At 47.4% G+C, this 13,479-nt stretch carries 13 protein-coding genes, 1 tRNA gene, 1 pseudogene and 1 other annotated feature; of the genes and pseudogenes, 12 read left to right on the top strand and 3 right to left on the bottom strand.

Annotated elements, in window-relative coordinates:
* Positions 1–36: 36 nt before the first annotated feature.
* Both QUB08_RS00945 and QUB08_RS00940 read left to right on the top strand, forming a co-directional pair.
* On the top strand, positions 37–4,131 hold the full coding sequence (locus QUB08_RS00945; RefSeq protein WP_333222659.1) for an amino acid adenylation domain-containing protein: 4,095 nt from the start codon (positions 37–39) through the stop codon (positions 4,129–4,131).
* A 223-nt stretch (positions 4,132–4,354) separates the two neighbouring features.
* Complete coding sequence (locus tag QUB08_RS00940) at positions 4,355–4,591, top strand: hypothetical protein (RefSeq protein ID WP_333222657.1); 237 nt, start codon at positions 4,355–4,357, stop codon at positions 4,589–4,591.
* Positions 4,592–4,650: 59 nt separating this feature from the next.
* On the opposite strand, the gene QUB08_RS00935 is transcribed toward QUB08_RS00940, so the two are convergent.
* On the bottom strand, positions 4,651–6,051 hold the full coding sequence (locus tag QUB08_RS00935; RefSeq protein ID WP_333222655.1) for an inorganic phosphate transporter: 1,401 nt from the start codon (positions 6,049–6,051) through the stop codon (positions 4,651–4,653).
* A gap of 67 nt (positions 6,052–6,118) precedes the next feature.
* On the opposite strand from QUB08_RS00935, the gene rplS reads away from it, so the two are divergent.
* The 10 genes from rplS to rplL all read left to right on the top strand — a co-directional run bounded on the left by rplS (position 6,119) and on the right by rplL (position 10,817).
* A complete protein-coding gene (gene rplS, locus QUB08_RS00930; RefSeq protein ID WP_242721249.1) occupies positions 6,119–6,502 on the top strand; it encodes a 50S ribosomal protein L19 in 384 nt (127 codons plus the stop codon).
* A 133-nt stretch (positions 6,503–6,635) separates the two neighbouring features.
* Positions 6,636–6,708 (top strand) — tRNA-Trp (locus QUB08_RS00925).
* Complete coding sequence (locus QUB08_RS00920; RefSeq protein ID WP_333149513.1) at positions 6,679–6,888, top strand: hypothetical protein; 210 nt, start codon at positions 6,679–6,681, stop codon at positions 6,886–6,888. The genes QUB08_RS00925 and QUB08_RS00920 overlap by 30 nt, the downstream gene beginning before the upstream one ends.
* A 144-nt stretch (positions 6,889–7,032) precedes the next feature.
* Positions 7,033–7,266: a preprotein translocase subunit SecE gene (gene secE, locus QUB08_RS00915; RefSeq protein ID WP_333166850.1), complete on the top strand. Its 234-nt coding sequence runs from the start codon at positions 7,033–7,035 to the stop codon at positions 7,264–7,266.
* Positions 7,263–7,901, top strand: a complete 639-nt coding sequence (nusG, locus tag QUB08_RS00910) for a transcription termination/antitermination protein NusG (protein ID WP_015174942.1) — start codon at positions 7,263–7,265, stop codon at positions 7,899–7,901. Before secE ends, nusG begins: the two co-directional genes overlap by 4 nt.
* A 3-nt stretch (positions 7,902–7,904) precedes the next feature.
* Positions 7,905–8,330: a 50S ribosomal protein L11 gene (gene rplK, locus QUB08_RS00905; RefSeq protein ID WP_006635588.1), complete on the top strand. Its 426-nt coding sequence runs from the start codon at positions 7,905–7,907 to the stop codon at positions 8,328–8,330.
* Complete coding sequence (locus QUB08_RS00900) at positions 8,284–8,430, top strand: hypothetical protein (RefSeq protein ID WP_172186495.1); 147 nt, start codon at positions 8,284–8,286, stop codon at positions 8,428–8,430. The genes rplK and QUB08_RS00900 overlap by 47 nt, the downstream gene beginning before the upstream one ends.
* 193 nt (positions 8,431–8,623) lie before the next feature.
* The gene (rplA, locus tag QUB08_RS00895; protein WP_333222652.1) at positions 8,624–9,337 is read left to right on the top strand and encodes a 50S ribosomal protein L1; all 714 of its coding nucleotides are present in this window, start codon (positions 8,624–8,626) and stop codon (positions 9,335–9,337) included.
* Between the two features lie 109 nt (positions 9,338–9,446).
* Positions 9,447–9,619: a sequence feature (ribosomal protein L10 leader region), on the top strand.
* A gap of 29 nt (positions 9,620–9,648) precedes the next feature.
* The gene (rplJ, locus tag QUB08_RS00890) at positions 9,649–10,287 is read left to right on the top strand and encodes a 50S ribosomal protein L10 (protein ID WP_333222650.1); all 639 of its coding nucleotides are present in this window, start codon (positions 9,649–9,651) and stop codon (positions 10,285–10,287) included.
* A gap of 137 nt (positions 10,288–10,424) precedes the next feature.
* A complete protein-coding gene (gene rplL, locus QUB08_RS00885) occupies positions 10,425–10,817 on the top strand; it encodes a 50S ribosomal protein L7/L12 (protein WP_039887983.1) in 393 nt (130 codons plus the stop codon).
* A gap of 291 nt (positions 10,818–11,108) precedes the next feature.
* On the opposite strand, the gene QUB08_RS00880 is transcribed toward rplL, so the two are convergent.
* Both QUB08_RS00880 and QUB08_RS00875 read right to left on the bottom strand, forming a co-directional pair.
* A complete protein-coding gene (locus QUB08_RS00880; protein ID WP_333222926.1) occupies positions 11,109–12,737 on the bottom strand; it encodes an FAD-dependent oxidoreductase in 1,629 nt (542 codons plus the stop codon).
* A 185-nt stretch (positions 12,738–12,922) separates the two neighbouring features.
* Positions 12,923–13,479: pseudogene (locus QUB08_RS00875) on the bottom strand (CopG family transcriptional regulator); the annotation flags it as partial.

The raw sequence follows: 13,479 nt of genomic DNA, 5'->3' as shown, positions 1-13,479 counted from the left end.
AATTAGGGCGGTAGAACGGGTGCAATTTCGATAAATATGCAGCAAGAAACTGAAGTTTTTGTATTCCCCGCCTCGTTTGCTCAGCAGCGACTTTGGTTCCTCAATCAATTAGCACCGGGCAATCCTTTCTATAATGTTTCAACAGCGCTCCGCTTAACAGGTGCGCTCAACTTAAGCTCTTTAGAGCAAACCTTCAACGAAATTGTGCAGCGGCACGAGACTTTACGCACCACTTTTACGCTTTTGGAAGGGGAACTCGTACAAGTTATTGCTCCCATTCTCACCGTATCGCTCCCCACAATCGACTTACAAAATCTCTCGCCAACTCAGCAGGAAACTGCTGCGCTGCAACTCGCAACCGATGCAGCGCAATGCCCTTTCGATTTAGCCGCCGGGCCGTTATTCAAAGTAACGCTGTTACAACTGAGTGAAACAGAACATATATTGTTGCTGAATTTACATCATATTGTGGCTGATGGTTGGTCAATTGGAGTGCTAATTCGAGAGCTGGGAACGCTCTACACAGCATTTGTAAAAAATGGGAGATCGCACTTACCAGCACTGCCCGTGCAGTACGCCGATTTTGCAGAATGGCAGCACCAATGGTTGCAGGGCGAAGTATTAGAAACCCAGTTAGCTTATTGGCGGCAGCAGTTAAACGGAATTACCACACTCAATCTACCAACAGACAGGCAAAGACCAGCCGTTCCCTCCTACCGCGGTGCTAAACAATTTATAACACTATCACCTGCTTTGAGCGAGGCGCTAAAGTCATTGAGCCAGGAAGAAAGCGCGACTTTATTTATCACTCTACTAGCCGCTTTTCAAACTTTGCTGTACCGCTATACAGGACAAGTAGATATTGCAGTAGGAACGCCGATCGCCAATCGCAACCTGAGCGAAATAGAAGCATTAATCGGTTTTTTTGTCAACAGTTTAGTATTGCGTGCAGATTTATCAGGAAATCCAACTTTTCGGGAACTATTGCATCGGGTAAAAAACGTCGCAATGGCAGCCTACGCCCATCAAGATTTGCCCTTCGAGAAGTTGGTTGAGGAATTACACCCCGATCGCGAGTTGAGCCGCAACCCCCTATTTCAAGTTAGTTTTAGCCTGCAAAACACTCCCGTAGCAGCGCTAGAATTGCCGGGAATTGTTGGAGAGGCGATCGACTTTGACGCGGGAACCGCCAAGCTCGATTTAGAGTGCCACTTGTGGGAAGATGCAGGAAGTATACAAGGGCAATTTGTCTACAGCACAGACTTATTTGATAGCGGCACAATTGCGCGCATGGCGGGACATTTCCAAACGCTGCTCGAAGCCATTGTTGCCAATTCCAAACAGCACCTCAACGACTTGGCTTTGCTGACAGCGCCAGAATACCAGCAATTATTAATCGATTGGAATGACACTCAGAGAGATTATCCGAAAAACCAGTGTTTCCATCACCTATTTGAAGAGCGAGTCGCGCGATCCTCTTCGAGGGCTCCGCTAACGCCAGATGCTGTCGCCGCCGTCTTTGAAAACCAGCAGTTAACCTACCGCCAACTCAACAGCCGAGCCAACCAACTTGCACGTTACTTGCAGCAATTGGGAGCAGCACCAGAAGTTTTAGTGGGCCTTTGTGTAGAACGTTCCTTAGATGCGATCGTCGGATTGCTAGGCATTATCAAAGCAGGCGCAGCCTACCTGCCTTTAGATCCAACTTATCCTCAAGAGCGCCTTAACTTCATGTTAAAAGATGCTGGCGTGTCGATTTTGGTAACTCAGCAGCACTTAGCCCAAAACTTGACGCAGCCGGAAAAAGACGGAGTTTTTTCAGTAGTGTGTTTGGACTCCGACAGAGAAATTATCGCCCGACAAAGCCCCGAAAATCCAACTACAAATATCCTACCAGAAAACCTAGCCTACGTCATTTACACATCTGGTTCAACCGGAAAACCCAAAGGCGTTTTAATCGAACATCGGGGACTCTACAACTTAGCCCTAGCTCAAATTGAAGCTTTTAACTTAAACTCAAATCACCGCATTTTGCAATTTGCCTCCCTGAGTTTTGATGCCTCAATATTTGAGATTGTCATGGCATTAGGAACCGGAGCAACACTTTACTCAGCAAAGAAAGAATCTTTGTTGCCCGGACAAACATTAATCCAATTTTTGCAGGACAATGCTATTACCCATGCTACCCTCCCGCCCTCGCTGCTAGCTGTCCTTCCAAACGCCGAACTTCCCGCACTGCAAACAATCATCTGTGCTGGCGAATCCTGTTCCCCGGATATTGTTAAACGCTGGGCTTTCCAGCGCAGATTTTTTAACGCTTACGGCCCTACAGAAGCGACAGTCTGGTCAAGTTTGGCCGAAATAGGCGATTCCCTGCCCGATAGCTTCGCTTCACGCAAAAAACCGCCAATCGGCCGCCCAATAGCTAACACTCAACTCTATATTTTAGATGAAAATTTACAGCCTGTACCCGTTGGAATTCCCGGTGAATTGTACATCGGCGGCAGCGGATTGGCGCGAGGCTACCTGAACCGCCCCGAATTAACCGCCAAGCGATTTATTGCTAATCCCTTTAGCCAGAAAGCAGGAGAACGAATTTATAAAACTGGTGACTTAGCGCGCTATTTTCCAGACGGCAATATTGAGTTTTTAGGCCGCACTGACGAACAGGTAAAAATTCGCGGTTATCGAATAGAATTGGGAGAAATTGAAGCGCTGCTGGTTCAGCATCCAGCAGTCAAAGAAACAGCGGCGGTTGCTGTGGATGATTTGTCGGGCAACAAACGCCTAGTTGCTTATGTGGTTCCCGATCGCAATCAAACGCTTAATCCCGTAGAATTGCGCCATTTCCTCAAACAACAACTGCCCAATTACATGATTCCCAGTGCTTTTGTGGCGATCGACTTTCTGCCCCTCACCCCCAACGGCAAAATCGATCGCCTGCGCCTACAAGCATCGGCAAATATCACTAGCAAATCAACAGATCAAAGCTGCATTGCACCTCGCACGCCAACCGAGTCAACCCTCGCCCAAATTTGGTCAGAAATCCTAAATGCCGAACCCGTTGGTATTCACGACAACTTCTTCGATTTGGGTGGAGATTCCTTGCTAGCAATCCGCCTCATCAATGAGATTAACCACCAATTTGAGCGCGAGTTGTCGCTATCTGCTCTTTTTTTAAATCCGACAATTGAAGGTTTAGCCGATTCGCTATCTTCAGAAACAAATTCTCTGGAATGGTCGCCTTTAGTTGCAATTAAGCCTCGCGGTAAAAATACCCCGTTTTTCTGCGTCCATCCCATCTTTGGCGTCGTGTTTCCTTATTGCGAGTTAGCATTTCAGCTAGGAGAAAATCAACCGTTTTACGGGCTGCAACCAAAGGGTATTGACGGCGAAAGTTCTCCGTTAACTAGCATTGAAGACATGGCGGCTGACTACATCGCAGCCTTGCGTACCGTTCAACCAAAAGGGCCTTATTTTTTAGGAGGCTGGTCTTTTGGAGGTTTGGTTGCTTTTGAGATGGCTCAACAGTTGCTCGCAGCGGGGGATGAAGTGGCTTTACTTGCTGTGCTGGATACTTTAGCGCCGGTTTCTGTTAACAAACCTTCTTTTTGGGACGGTTGCAAGTTTATTCTGACTACTGTTTCGCGCTCTATCTGGCCTTTTGTGGTAGATTATTTTCGCTTGGTGGCTGCTGCGGAAAATGTTCAAAGTGGCGGTATTGCTGCCAAATTTCCGACATTAAATAAGATGCTTAATTTGGCAGCTAATTTTTGGCATCGCTGGAATTGGAAACAGGCTGTTATGGTTAGCATCCTATCTCAGGAGTCAAAAGAACGAAGCTGGCGCGAGCTGGCAATTCCCTCGATGTTTACTGTATTTCAGGCTAATAGTCAAGCAACTCTCAGCTATGTACCGAAAATTTATCCGCAGCGAATTACTCTGTTTAGATCGAGGGAACAGCTAAGCATGAGTCATCAAGATCCGACTCTTGGCTGGAGTGAATTAACGACCCAAAAAGTAGAGGTGATTAGAGTTCCTGGGAATCATCTTACTATGTTGAGAAAGCCAGGGGTCGAGGTGCTGGCTCAACAGCTAAAGCATTGCTTGGAGAAGGAATTAAGTGATTGAGTGGTCCGCGTGCTGGTGTGCCGCAACCGGGTTTGATGTGCGAAATTTCTATTGGCCATCTCCAATAATTATTGTGGAACAGGCATCTTGCCTGTTCAAAGCTTGCTTTTCTGGAGATGTCTATTAGTGATGAAGAAGTGGGCAATCTCATGTCGGGTAAAATCACCGTTATCACCCTTGTAGTTAGGATGTCAAAAAATTGCGATCGCCCGAAGAACACTTTTTGCAAGTAGAAATTATCATGAAGCGCCACGCCACAGCACTCGAAGCTGAAGTCAGAGCTTTGCAAGCTGCTGACGAAACCGCCCAGTGGCCCGCTGACTGGAAGCGTGGCTATAATTGGCGTTTCGCTAAAATTTTCGCGTCTGTAAAGATTTTTCGCAACTGGGGTGCAGATGCTGCGGCTTGGAAACTTTTGCCTTCGCGAGTTTATCCCAACCGCAGCAATCAGAAGGATTAGTTAACTGTTGACTGTTGACTGTTGACTGTTGACTGTTCTGAAATGCCTCAATCTAAAATCTAAAATTGCCCAATGGATTGCGCGATGCTGAAGATGATAGCAGCCAAACCTGCTGCGATCGGAATTGTCACCAGCCAAGCCGAACCAATTGACAGCAAAGTTTCCAAGCGTACTGTTTTCCAAGCTTTGATCAGCCCGACTCCGACGACTGCACCCACTAAAGCGTGGGATGTGGAAACTGGCAAACCGAAGCGGGATGCTAGCAAGACTGTGGTGGCTGTGGCTAATTCCGCGCAAAATCCTCCGCTGGGTTGGAGTTCGATGATTTTTTCGCCGACTGTGGCAATTACATTTTTGCCCCAGATGGCTAAACCGATGACTATTCCTGTGCCTCCGACGACTAAAATCCACAGGGGCACGCTGAAATCTTCTGAGGGAAAGGAACCTGTGCGCCGGATGTAAGCGATCGCAGCTAGGGGCGCAACTGCATTGCCTACGTCGTTGGAACCGTGGGAAAATGCTACAAAACAGGCGCTCAAGACTTGAAATCTCGCCATTTGTTGCTCGATGAGAGAGTGGCGGGGAGGGGGAGAGGGGGAGAGGGGGAGAGGGGGAGATTGGGAAAATATTCCCTCTTTCTTATTCCTTGCATCCGTTACATCCGTTACAAAATCCGCTGCCGAACCTTCTTCCTTCTCAACTGATTCTAATTTTTTCCAGCTATTGAGTGTGAGAACGATCGCCCCAATACTCCCGATGCCAATGACAATATCGTGAGTTGGCAGATTCCAGCCAAATCGATCGTGCGCCGCGGCGATCGCCCCTGTCTGCACCAAAGCCACATCCACAACAGACGGCAGTACAATTATCCCAAATACACTCAGCATTGCTGCACTCAGCCAAGGTATCCACTCGCGCATTTGAGATAGAGGATCTGGCCGATCGAGAATCGAATACTTCACCACACTGTAAAATAGCGCGGCTAAAGCACCGCTAGCAAAAGGTGTCGCCACCCAAGTTAGGGAGATTGTGCCGATGGTTCGCCAATCAACTGCATTAATTCCGGCTGCAACACAGCTAAAACCCGCGATCGCCCCCACCACTGCATGGGATGAAGAAACCGGCAAACCTCGACTGGTAGCGATTTGCAGCCAGATCCCGCAAGCTATCAGCACTGACACCATCCCGATTAAAAATACTTGCGGTTGGGCAGCGAATACTTGTGCGTTCACAACTCCTGTTGCGAGAGTTTCGGAAACTCCTTGGCCGAACAGCACTGCGCCGGAAAACTCCAGTATGCCTGCAACAATTATTGCCTGCCGCAGCGTTAGCGCCTTCGAGCCTACGGATGTTCCCATCGAGTTAGCGACATCGTTGGCCCCCAAGTTGGCGGCGACGTAGAAGGCGAGTGCGGCCATTGCCCCTAGTTGCAGAAATACGACCCCAGAGGTATCTAACATAGAAATTTTTTGACATAAAACGGGCATTTCGATATATGATAAGGGATTGTGAGTTTTGGTAAATCCGATGAAAGGCGCAGAAATAATCCGTTCTATCGAAACGGAAGAAATAAATAGAGTCAAGCAAGAACTTAATAAACAAGTTCCCGAAATTTACGTGGGCGACACAGTGCGAGTCGGCGTAAGAATTAAAGAGGGTAACAAAGAACGGGTTCAGCCCTACGAAGGAACTGTGATTGCCATGCGTAACGGCGGGATTAATGAAACAATCACCGTCCGCCGCGTGTTTCAGGGCGTCGGCGTGGAACGGGTGTTTTTGATTCACTCGCCCCGCATCGCTACGATCCAAGTGATGCGCCGCGGGAAAGTCCGCAGAGCAAAACTTTACTACCTGCGCGATCGGGTGGGCAAAGCTACTCGCGTCAAACAGCGGTTCGATCGCTCCCTGTAGGAATGCACCCAGCTTTCCCTTGGTTCATGATTCATGGGAAATTAAAAAATTTCAAAAAAAGTTTCCCATTTACGAGCGCACTGTGTTAAAATAGAAATCTAGAGGTTAAGCGAATTTCAGCAACCTCACCTGTGCGCTCTTAGTTCAGTTGGTAGAACGCAGGTCTCCAAAACCTGATGTCGGGGGTTCAAGTCCTCCAGGGCGCGCTGAATCACCAAACTTTAAATTCTGCCCGAAAGCGCCCGGATTATTGGCTGGCAACAGTCAAAACCCCAAACTTTCGGGTAGAATTAATTTTTGTGGGCGGTTCGCAAAAAATGCCATCAACAAATGCTCGGTGTGGCTTCTCGATCATCGGTTTCGGCGATCGACATTTACGCCGTTGATGGGTTGGGCTTGTAAAAAAGTCGTGGCTTTGGATTTGAGATTTTGGACTTGAGCGTAAGTGGTTAGTGTCAAAAAATCAGAGAGCCGCGGGCCACTCACACCATCTAAAATCTAAAATCTAAAATCGCAAGGGGGATTAAATCGTGGCGAAAAAAGACGAAGCTCAAGAAACTCAAGAAATAACGGCGCCTGGGTTTAACCCTACGGGTTTTTTTAAGGAAACTAGAGAAGAACTCGACAAAGTGGTTTGGCCCAGCAGGCAGCAGCTAATCAGCGAGTCTTTGGCCGTGCTTTTGATGGTAATCCTCTCAGCAAGCCTGATCTATTTGGTGGATAACTTCTTTAACTGGGGCGCGGGAAAGGTGTTTGGGCCATGACTTTTGCATCAGAAGAATCTGAGTATTCCACAGAAGCGACGGGACAGGCAGCATCGCCAGATGTGCCGGAGATTGATGCTCGCTGGTATGCTGTTCAAGTTGCCTCTGGCTGCGAGAAGCGGGTGAAGGCAAACTTGGATCAGCGGATTCAAACTTTGGATGTTGCCGATCGCATCGTTCAAGTAGAAATTCCGCAAACTCCGGCGATCAAAGTCGGCAAAGACGGTTCCCGGCGGCAGTCAGATGAAAAAATCTTTCCCGGCTACGTACTCATCCGTATGTTTATGGACGAGGATACGTGGCAGGTGATCAAGAATACCCCGAATGTAATTAACTTTGTCGGGGCCGAGCAGAAACGCCGCTACGGGCGCGGCAGGGGTCACGTCAAACCGCTACCTCTGAGTCATTCGGAAGTAGAACGGATCTTCAGAAACGCTCAGGAATCAGAACCAGTTGTCAAAGTATCGATGTCTGCTGGAGACCACGTTGTGGTACTTTCCGGGCCATTTAAGGATTTTGAAGGTGATGTGATTGAAGTTAGCCCGGAACGAAACAAGCTCAAAGTTTTACTCTCGATTTTTGGGCGCGATACGCCTGTAGAATTGGAGTTCAATCAGGTTCAGAAACAGAACTAACTAATGGCAAAGAAAGTTGTTGCAGTAATTAAGTTGGCGATTACGGCGGGAAAAGCCAACCCAGCTCCTCCGATCGGCCCAGCTCTGGGTCAGCACGGCGTCAATATTATGATGTTTTGCAAGGAGTACAATGCTAGAACCGCAGACCAAGCAGGTCTGGTGGTTCCGGTAGAAATTTCGGTTTTTGAAGACCGCAGTTTTACGTTTATTCTCAAAACTCCGCCGGCGTCGGTTTTGATTCAAAAAGCCGCTGGCATTGCTAAGGGTTCGGGAGAACCTAACCGCAAGCAAGTAGGGACAATTACACAGGCTCAGTTACGAGAAATCGCTGAAACAAAAATGCCTGACCTCAATGCTAATGATGTTGAGGCTGCTATGAAAATTGTGGCAGGAACGGCTAAAAATATGGGCGTGGCGATCGCGGATTGAAGGAAGAAGGAAGAAGGAAGAAGGAAGAAGGAAGAAGGAAGAAGGAAGAAGGAAGAAGGAAGAAGGAAGAGTTTTCCTAGTCCAAGTTCCAAATTGCTAATCCAAAATTCCTGATTTTGAAGGTAAAATCTTTAATCCAAAATCCAAAATCCAAAATCCAAAATCGATCGGTTCAGGGGGAGAAGCAAAGCTTCGCTAGTAACCGAAAACTGATAGATTTTAAGATTGTCCGATAGGTTCAATCTAAAATCTAAAATCTAAAATCTAAAATCGACTGACCCCAGGAGATAACAATGGCAAAGAAAGTATCGCGAAGACTGCAAGAACTTCAAAAGAAAGTTGAAGAGAGACCTTATCTACCGCTGGAAGCTCTGCAACTTTTGAAAGAAACAGCAACCGCTAAGTTTGGCGAAGCTGCTGAAGCTCACATCCGTTTGGGAATTGACCCGAAATATACTGACCAACAGTTGCGGACAACTGTATCGCTACCAAAAGGAACTGGTCAAGTAGTCAGAATTGCGGTGATTGCTAAGGGCGAAAAAGTTAAAGAAGCTCTAAATGCCGGCGCGGATATTGCTGGTTCTGAAGAGTTGATCGAGGAAATTCAGAAGGGCATGATGGACTTCGATTGCCTGATTGCTACCCCAGACGTGATGCCGTTGGTGGCAAAATTGGGTCGGTTATTGGGCCCACGCGGTTTGATGCCTTCTCCGAAAGGTGGCACGGTGACGACTGACATTGCTCAGGCGATCAACGAGTTTAAAGGTGGTAAGATGGAATTCCGTGCCGATAAAACTGGCATCGTTCATGTTATGTTTGGCAAGGCAGCTTTCTCAGCGGAAGATTTGCTGGTCAACCTTCATGCTTTGCAAGAAACTGTTGACCGCAACCGTCCTTCTGGTGCTAAAGGTCGCTACTGGCGCAGTTTGTACGTATCCGCAACAATGGGCCCATCGATCGAAGTCGATATCAGTGCTCTGCGCGATACCAAACTTGATGCTGCCTAGAAAGAATTAAGCAGAAGGCAGAAGGTAAAAGACAGCTTCGGCTGTCTGTGTAAATCTCTCACAAGACTTACGCCAGACCCTTGCTCATCTCTGCCTTCTGATGATAGCCTAATCAAAAATCAATAAGCTGAAGACCGCAGGTGCCGATCGCTTAATTTCCTGCCGAGGCTGAAGAAATAAAAACTCAAGACTCAAAGATTAGAAATTTTCTATTTTTAATTCTGACTTGTTAATTTTTAATTCTCTGCCCCGGCTCGAAGGTCGGGGTTTTTGACGGGCAGTTTTCGATCCTAAAAGGAGGTGAAATAAGTATGGGCAAAAGTTTAGCAGTAAAAAATGAGATTATTGCAGACCTCAAGCAAACCTTGAGCGAATCTCAACTGGCGATCGTGATTGACTACACGGGCTTAACTGTTGCTGAAATCACAGATTTGCGTCGGCGTTTGCGTCCGAAAGGCAGCAGTTGCCAAGTGGCAAAAAACACGCTGATGCGAATTGCGGTTGAAGGCAACGAAACCTGGCAGCCAATACAAGAATTGCTGACAGGTACGTCGGCATTTCTGTTCGTGCAAGAAGATATTGGCGGCGCGATTAAAGCTTACCAAGAATTCCAAAAAGTCTCTAAGAAGACTGAACTTCGCGGCGGCGTGATGGAAGGACGGGTACTGAAAGAAGCTGATGTTAAAGCATTAGCTGATCTGCCGTCGAAAGAACAACTCATGGCTCAAATTGCTGGCGCTATCAACGGTGTCGCAACCAAGTTGGCTGTGGGTATCAATCAAGTTCCTACTTCGATCGCGCGCGGTCTTAAAGCTTATGCTGAAAAAGACGGCGATTCCGCAGAAGTAGCAGCAGAAGCACAAGCACAACCTGAAGTAGAACCTCAAGCAGAAGCAGCAGTAGAAGCACAAGCACAACCTGAAGCAGAAGCAGAAGGCGCATCGGCGTAAGTCATTAGTAATTAGTCGTGAGTTATGAGTCGTTAGTTTTGAGAAACAAACTGATGATTTGAGACGAGAGACTAATAATTAATGAGCAATCGAAAATCTCAAATTCCAAATCTACAATCGAACTAGGAGTTCAAAAAATGTCTACAGCAACTGACGAAATCTTGGATAAACTTAAGTCTCTGACTTTGCTCGAAGCTTCTGAATTGGTCAAGCAAATTGAAGAAGCTTTCGGCGTCAGCGCTGCTGCTCCTGTAGGCGGCATGATGATGATGCCTGGTATGGGTGGTGGTGCCGCTCCTGAACCCGTAGAAGAGCAAACCGAATTTACTGTCATGCTCGAAGAAGTTCCTGCTGACAAGAAAATCGCAATTCTCAAGGAAGTCCGCGCAATTACCGGTCTGGGTCTGAAGGAAGCAAAAGACTTGGTAGAAGCCGCACCGAAAGCAGTTAAGGAAGCTATTGCTAAGGAAGCTGCTGAAGAAATGAAGAAACAGCTTGAAGCTGTGGGCGCAAAGATTTCTATCAAGTAGTTAAAGAATGTAGTTAATATCAATTCCGGTGACACCGGAATGATGGTTGACTGTTGACCGTTGACTGTTAACTATTCCTCCCTAAAATTAATCGCGCGATAGTTACATCTCTCGCGCGATTAATTATTTTTGGCGCAGGGAAACGACACCATGCCGTTTCCTCTTAGGATGGCGAATTAAATAATTTACAATTTTAATTGTTATTGTGGGATGGGCGTCCCGCCCGTCCAAAAAAGACGGGCGGGACGCCCATCCCACTTTCAAGAGTGGAAGTTATTTAATTCTCATTCCTTAGATTTTAGAGGCGGCTTCCATTTGCCGCACTACTGTTAAAGCTGAATAGGAAACGCCGGCAGTGCCTTCTCCGGGATGGGTGGAGTCGCCTACTAACCACAAGTTTTTAATTGGTGTGCGATTGGCAAATCCGAAGGGGCCGAAGGTTGGTATTCGCTGCCCGATGCCACCCACAACGCCTCTATCTCTCGCTGTGTAGCGGGCAAAGGTGCGGGGGGTGGCGGCTTCTTGGTGTACGATCGACTCTGGCGTCAAATTGAAATATTCGCTCAAACGCGCGATCGCTCCTGCGGTATATTTTTGCTTCAATCCTTCATAATCAACCGAATTCCACCACATTCGAGTATCAGTAAATGAGGAAGCGATAATTGTCGCCATTCCCTCCGGTGCTCGCCCATCACCCGGATGACTGACTGAAACAAATAATGAATTATTCTCGCCAATCTCGCCGTCGTAATCGTAGAGAAACTGAAGGTGGGGCGGACAATTTTCTGGAATTGCGCTTTCATGCACTCCCAAATATATGACAAAGGCACCGGATGCGGGCGGCAATTTATCGACTCGATATTTGTAGCCAGCCATTTGATTTGGGAGTTGGTTTGTTGTCTCTGAAGTCTCTGATTTAACAGATAAATTATCTGTTAAATTATCTGTTAAATCAGAGACAATCGGCTCGCTTGACAACAATTTTACTAGATTTTGCGCTGTCACGTTGGCAACAATGCGATCGGCAGTTTCTGTCCAAACTTCGCCTGTTTTTTGATTGCGAATGACTGTAGCGGTGGCTTTGCCGTTGGCGGTGACAATACTTTCAACTGTGTGCCGCAACAGGACTTTGCCGCCGTCTCGTTCGATCGCCTCTACGAGTCGATCGCTCAATACCTGCATACTTCCTTGTAGATGATACAATCCCTGTGGCTCTTGCGAAACTCCTAAAGCCGTCGCCGCGTAAAGTAGCGCCGTTTCTTCAGTATCAACTTGAGAATATAATTTTAACTGCAAATCCAGAAAAGTTTTCAAGCGCAAATTGTCGCCCAACCCACAAAGCCGCAAAGCATCTCCCACTGTCATAAAAGTGAAAGGCAAGGTAATTAAAGTATCGGGGCGAACAGCTTGAATTAATTGCCACAAATCCCATAAGTTTCTGGGCGGTAAAACTGGATCGCGCCCTTGAAATTTCCAGCTAGCTTTGAACAATGCAGACAATAATTGCCAAAAAGGTTCGCTTCCGGGAAACTGCCGCTGCCTTTCTTGCTGCCACTTTTGCGGATCTCGCCACACGCTAATCGGTGCGGTTTCTCCCGGCAAAAACACCGCACAAGCGGGATCGCAGGGTGTGGCGGCGGGAAGTTCTATGTCTAATTCTGAGAAAATTCGGTGGTGAATGCCTCCGGGTTCCAATCCTGCAACCTGCGTGGCGCCGACATCGAAGGTAAAGCCTTTGCGTTTGAAGGTGGAAGCGCATCCGCCGGGGACGATCGCCTGGTCTAAGACTAGCACTTTGTATCCTCTGCGGGCTAGCAGGGCTGCTGCTGTGAGCCCGCCGATGCCGCCTCCAATTACCGTGACGCGGATCTTAGTGTCTGTGGGACTGGATTTGCCAAAAGGGGTGCGATCGCCTGTCATAAATTTATTTATTGTAATATTTCTTAATAGTATGCTCATATTTTGCAATAAAAAGCTCTTGTAGCGACAGGTTGAAATCTATCGCTACAAGAGGAAGGAGGCCGAGTTTAGAGGACGTTTTGTTTTAGGGATAAGGTGCTCCGGGCGCACCCGGATTGTTAGACAGTGCCGTGTTGATTAGAGAATCACTGACGGCGCCACTTGTTGAGATAAGCTTCGCCAATCCCAGCCACAGCCTGCATTTGACCTAGCTGTTCCCGTAAAGCTTTGATGGTTCTTAGCTGTTCTTGAGACTGTTGCTGCAAAGCGTCGTAATTTCGCTGTATCGCCGCAGTCTGGCTCAATTGATTTTCTAGAGAGTGCAACTTGGTTAGTTGAACTTGGAATTCGCCGATCGCACTTGACTTTTCTCCTAACTCGTGCTGCAAAGATTCGTAACTCGACTTCGACACGGTTTCCTGGAATTGGCTTTCGAGATTTTGCTTTTCGGTGGCGAATTGCTGCTGCAAAGATTCCAGAGCACTAGATTTTTCGGCGAGTTGCTGCTGCAAAGATTCCAGAGCACTGGATTTTTCAGCTAGCTGTTGCTGAAACTCCTGTTCCCGGTGTTCTTTTTCGGCGAATTGCTGCTGCAAAGATTCCAGAGCACTGGATTTTTCAGCTACCTGTTGCTGAAACTCCTGTTCCCGGTGTTCTTTTTCGGCGAATTGCTGCTGCAAAGATTCCAGAGCACTGGATTTTT

This window comes from Microcoleus sp. BR0-C5 (assembly GCF_036705045.1).
GTDB lineage: Bacteria > Cyanobacteriota > Cyanobacteriia > Cyanobacteriales > Microcoleaceae > Microcoleus.
This window is presented reverse-complemented; position numbering and strand designations above follow the sequence as displayed.

Bases quoted from the DNA above. Each gene is read 5' to 3' on its own strand.
- QUB08_RS00945 (WP_333222659.1), top strand. From the start codon at position 37: ATGCAGCAAGAAACTGAAGTTTTTGTATTCCCCGCCTCGTTTGCTCAG.
- QUB08_RS00935 (WP_333222655.1), bottom strand. From the start codon at position 6,051: ATGTTAGATACCTCTGGGGTCGTATTTCTGCAACTAGGGGCAATGGCC.
- rplS (WP_242721249.1), top strand. From the start codon at position 6,119: ATGAAAGGCGCAGAAATAATCCGTTCTATCGAAACGGAAGAAATAAAT.
- QUB08_RS00920 (WP_333149513.1), top strand. From the start codon at position 6,679: ATGTCGGGGGTTCAAGTCCTCCAGGGCGCGCTGAATCACCAAACTTTA.
- nusG (WP_015174942.1), top strand. From the start codon at position 7,263: ATGACTTTTGCATCAGAAGAATCTGAGTATTCCACAGAAGCGACGGGA.
- rplK (WP_006635588.1), top strand. From the start codon at position 7,905: ATGGCAAAGAAAGTTGTTGCAGTAATTAAGTTGGCGATTACGGCGGGA.
- rplA (WP_333222652.1), top strand. From the start codon at position 8,624: ATGGCAAAGAAAGTATCGCGAAGACTGCAAGAACTTCAAAAGAAAGTT.
- rplJ (WP_333222650.1), top strand. From the start codon at position 9,649: ATGGGCAAAAGTTTAGCAGTAAAAAATGAGATTATTGCAGACCTCAAG.
- rplL (WP_039887983.1), top strand. From the start codon at position 10,425: ATGTCTACAGCAACTGACGAAATCTTGGATAAACTTAAGTCTCTGACT.
- QUB08_RS00880 (WP_333222926.1), bottom strand. From the start codon at position 12,737: ATGACAGGCGATCGCACCCCTTTTGGCAAATCCAGTCCCACAGACACT.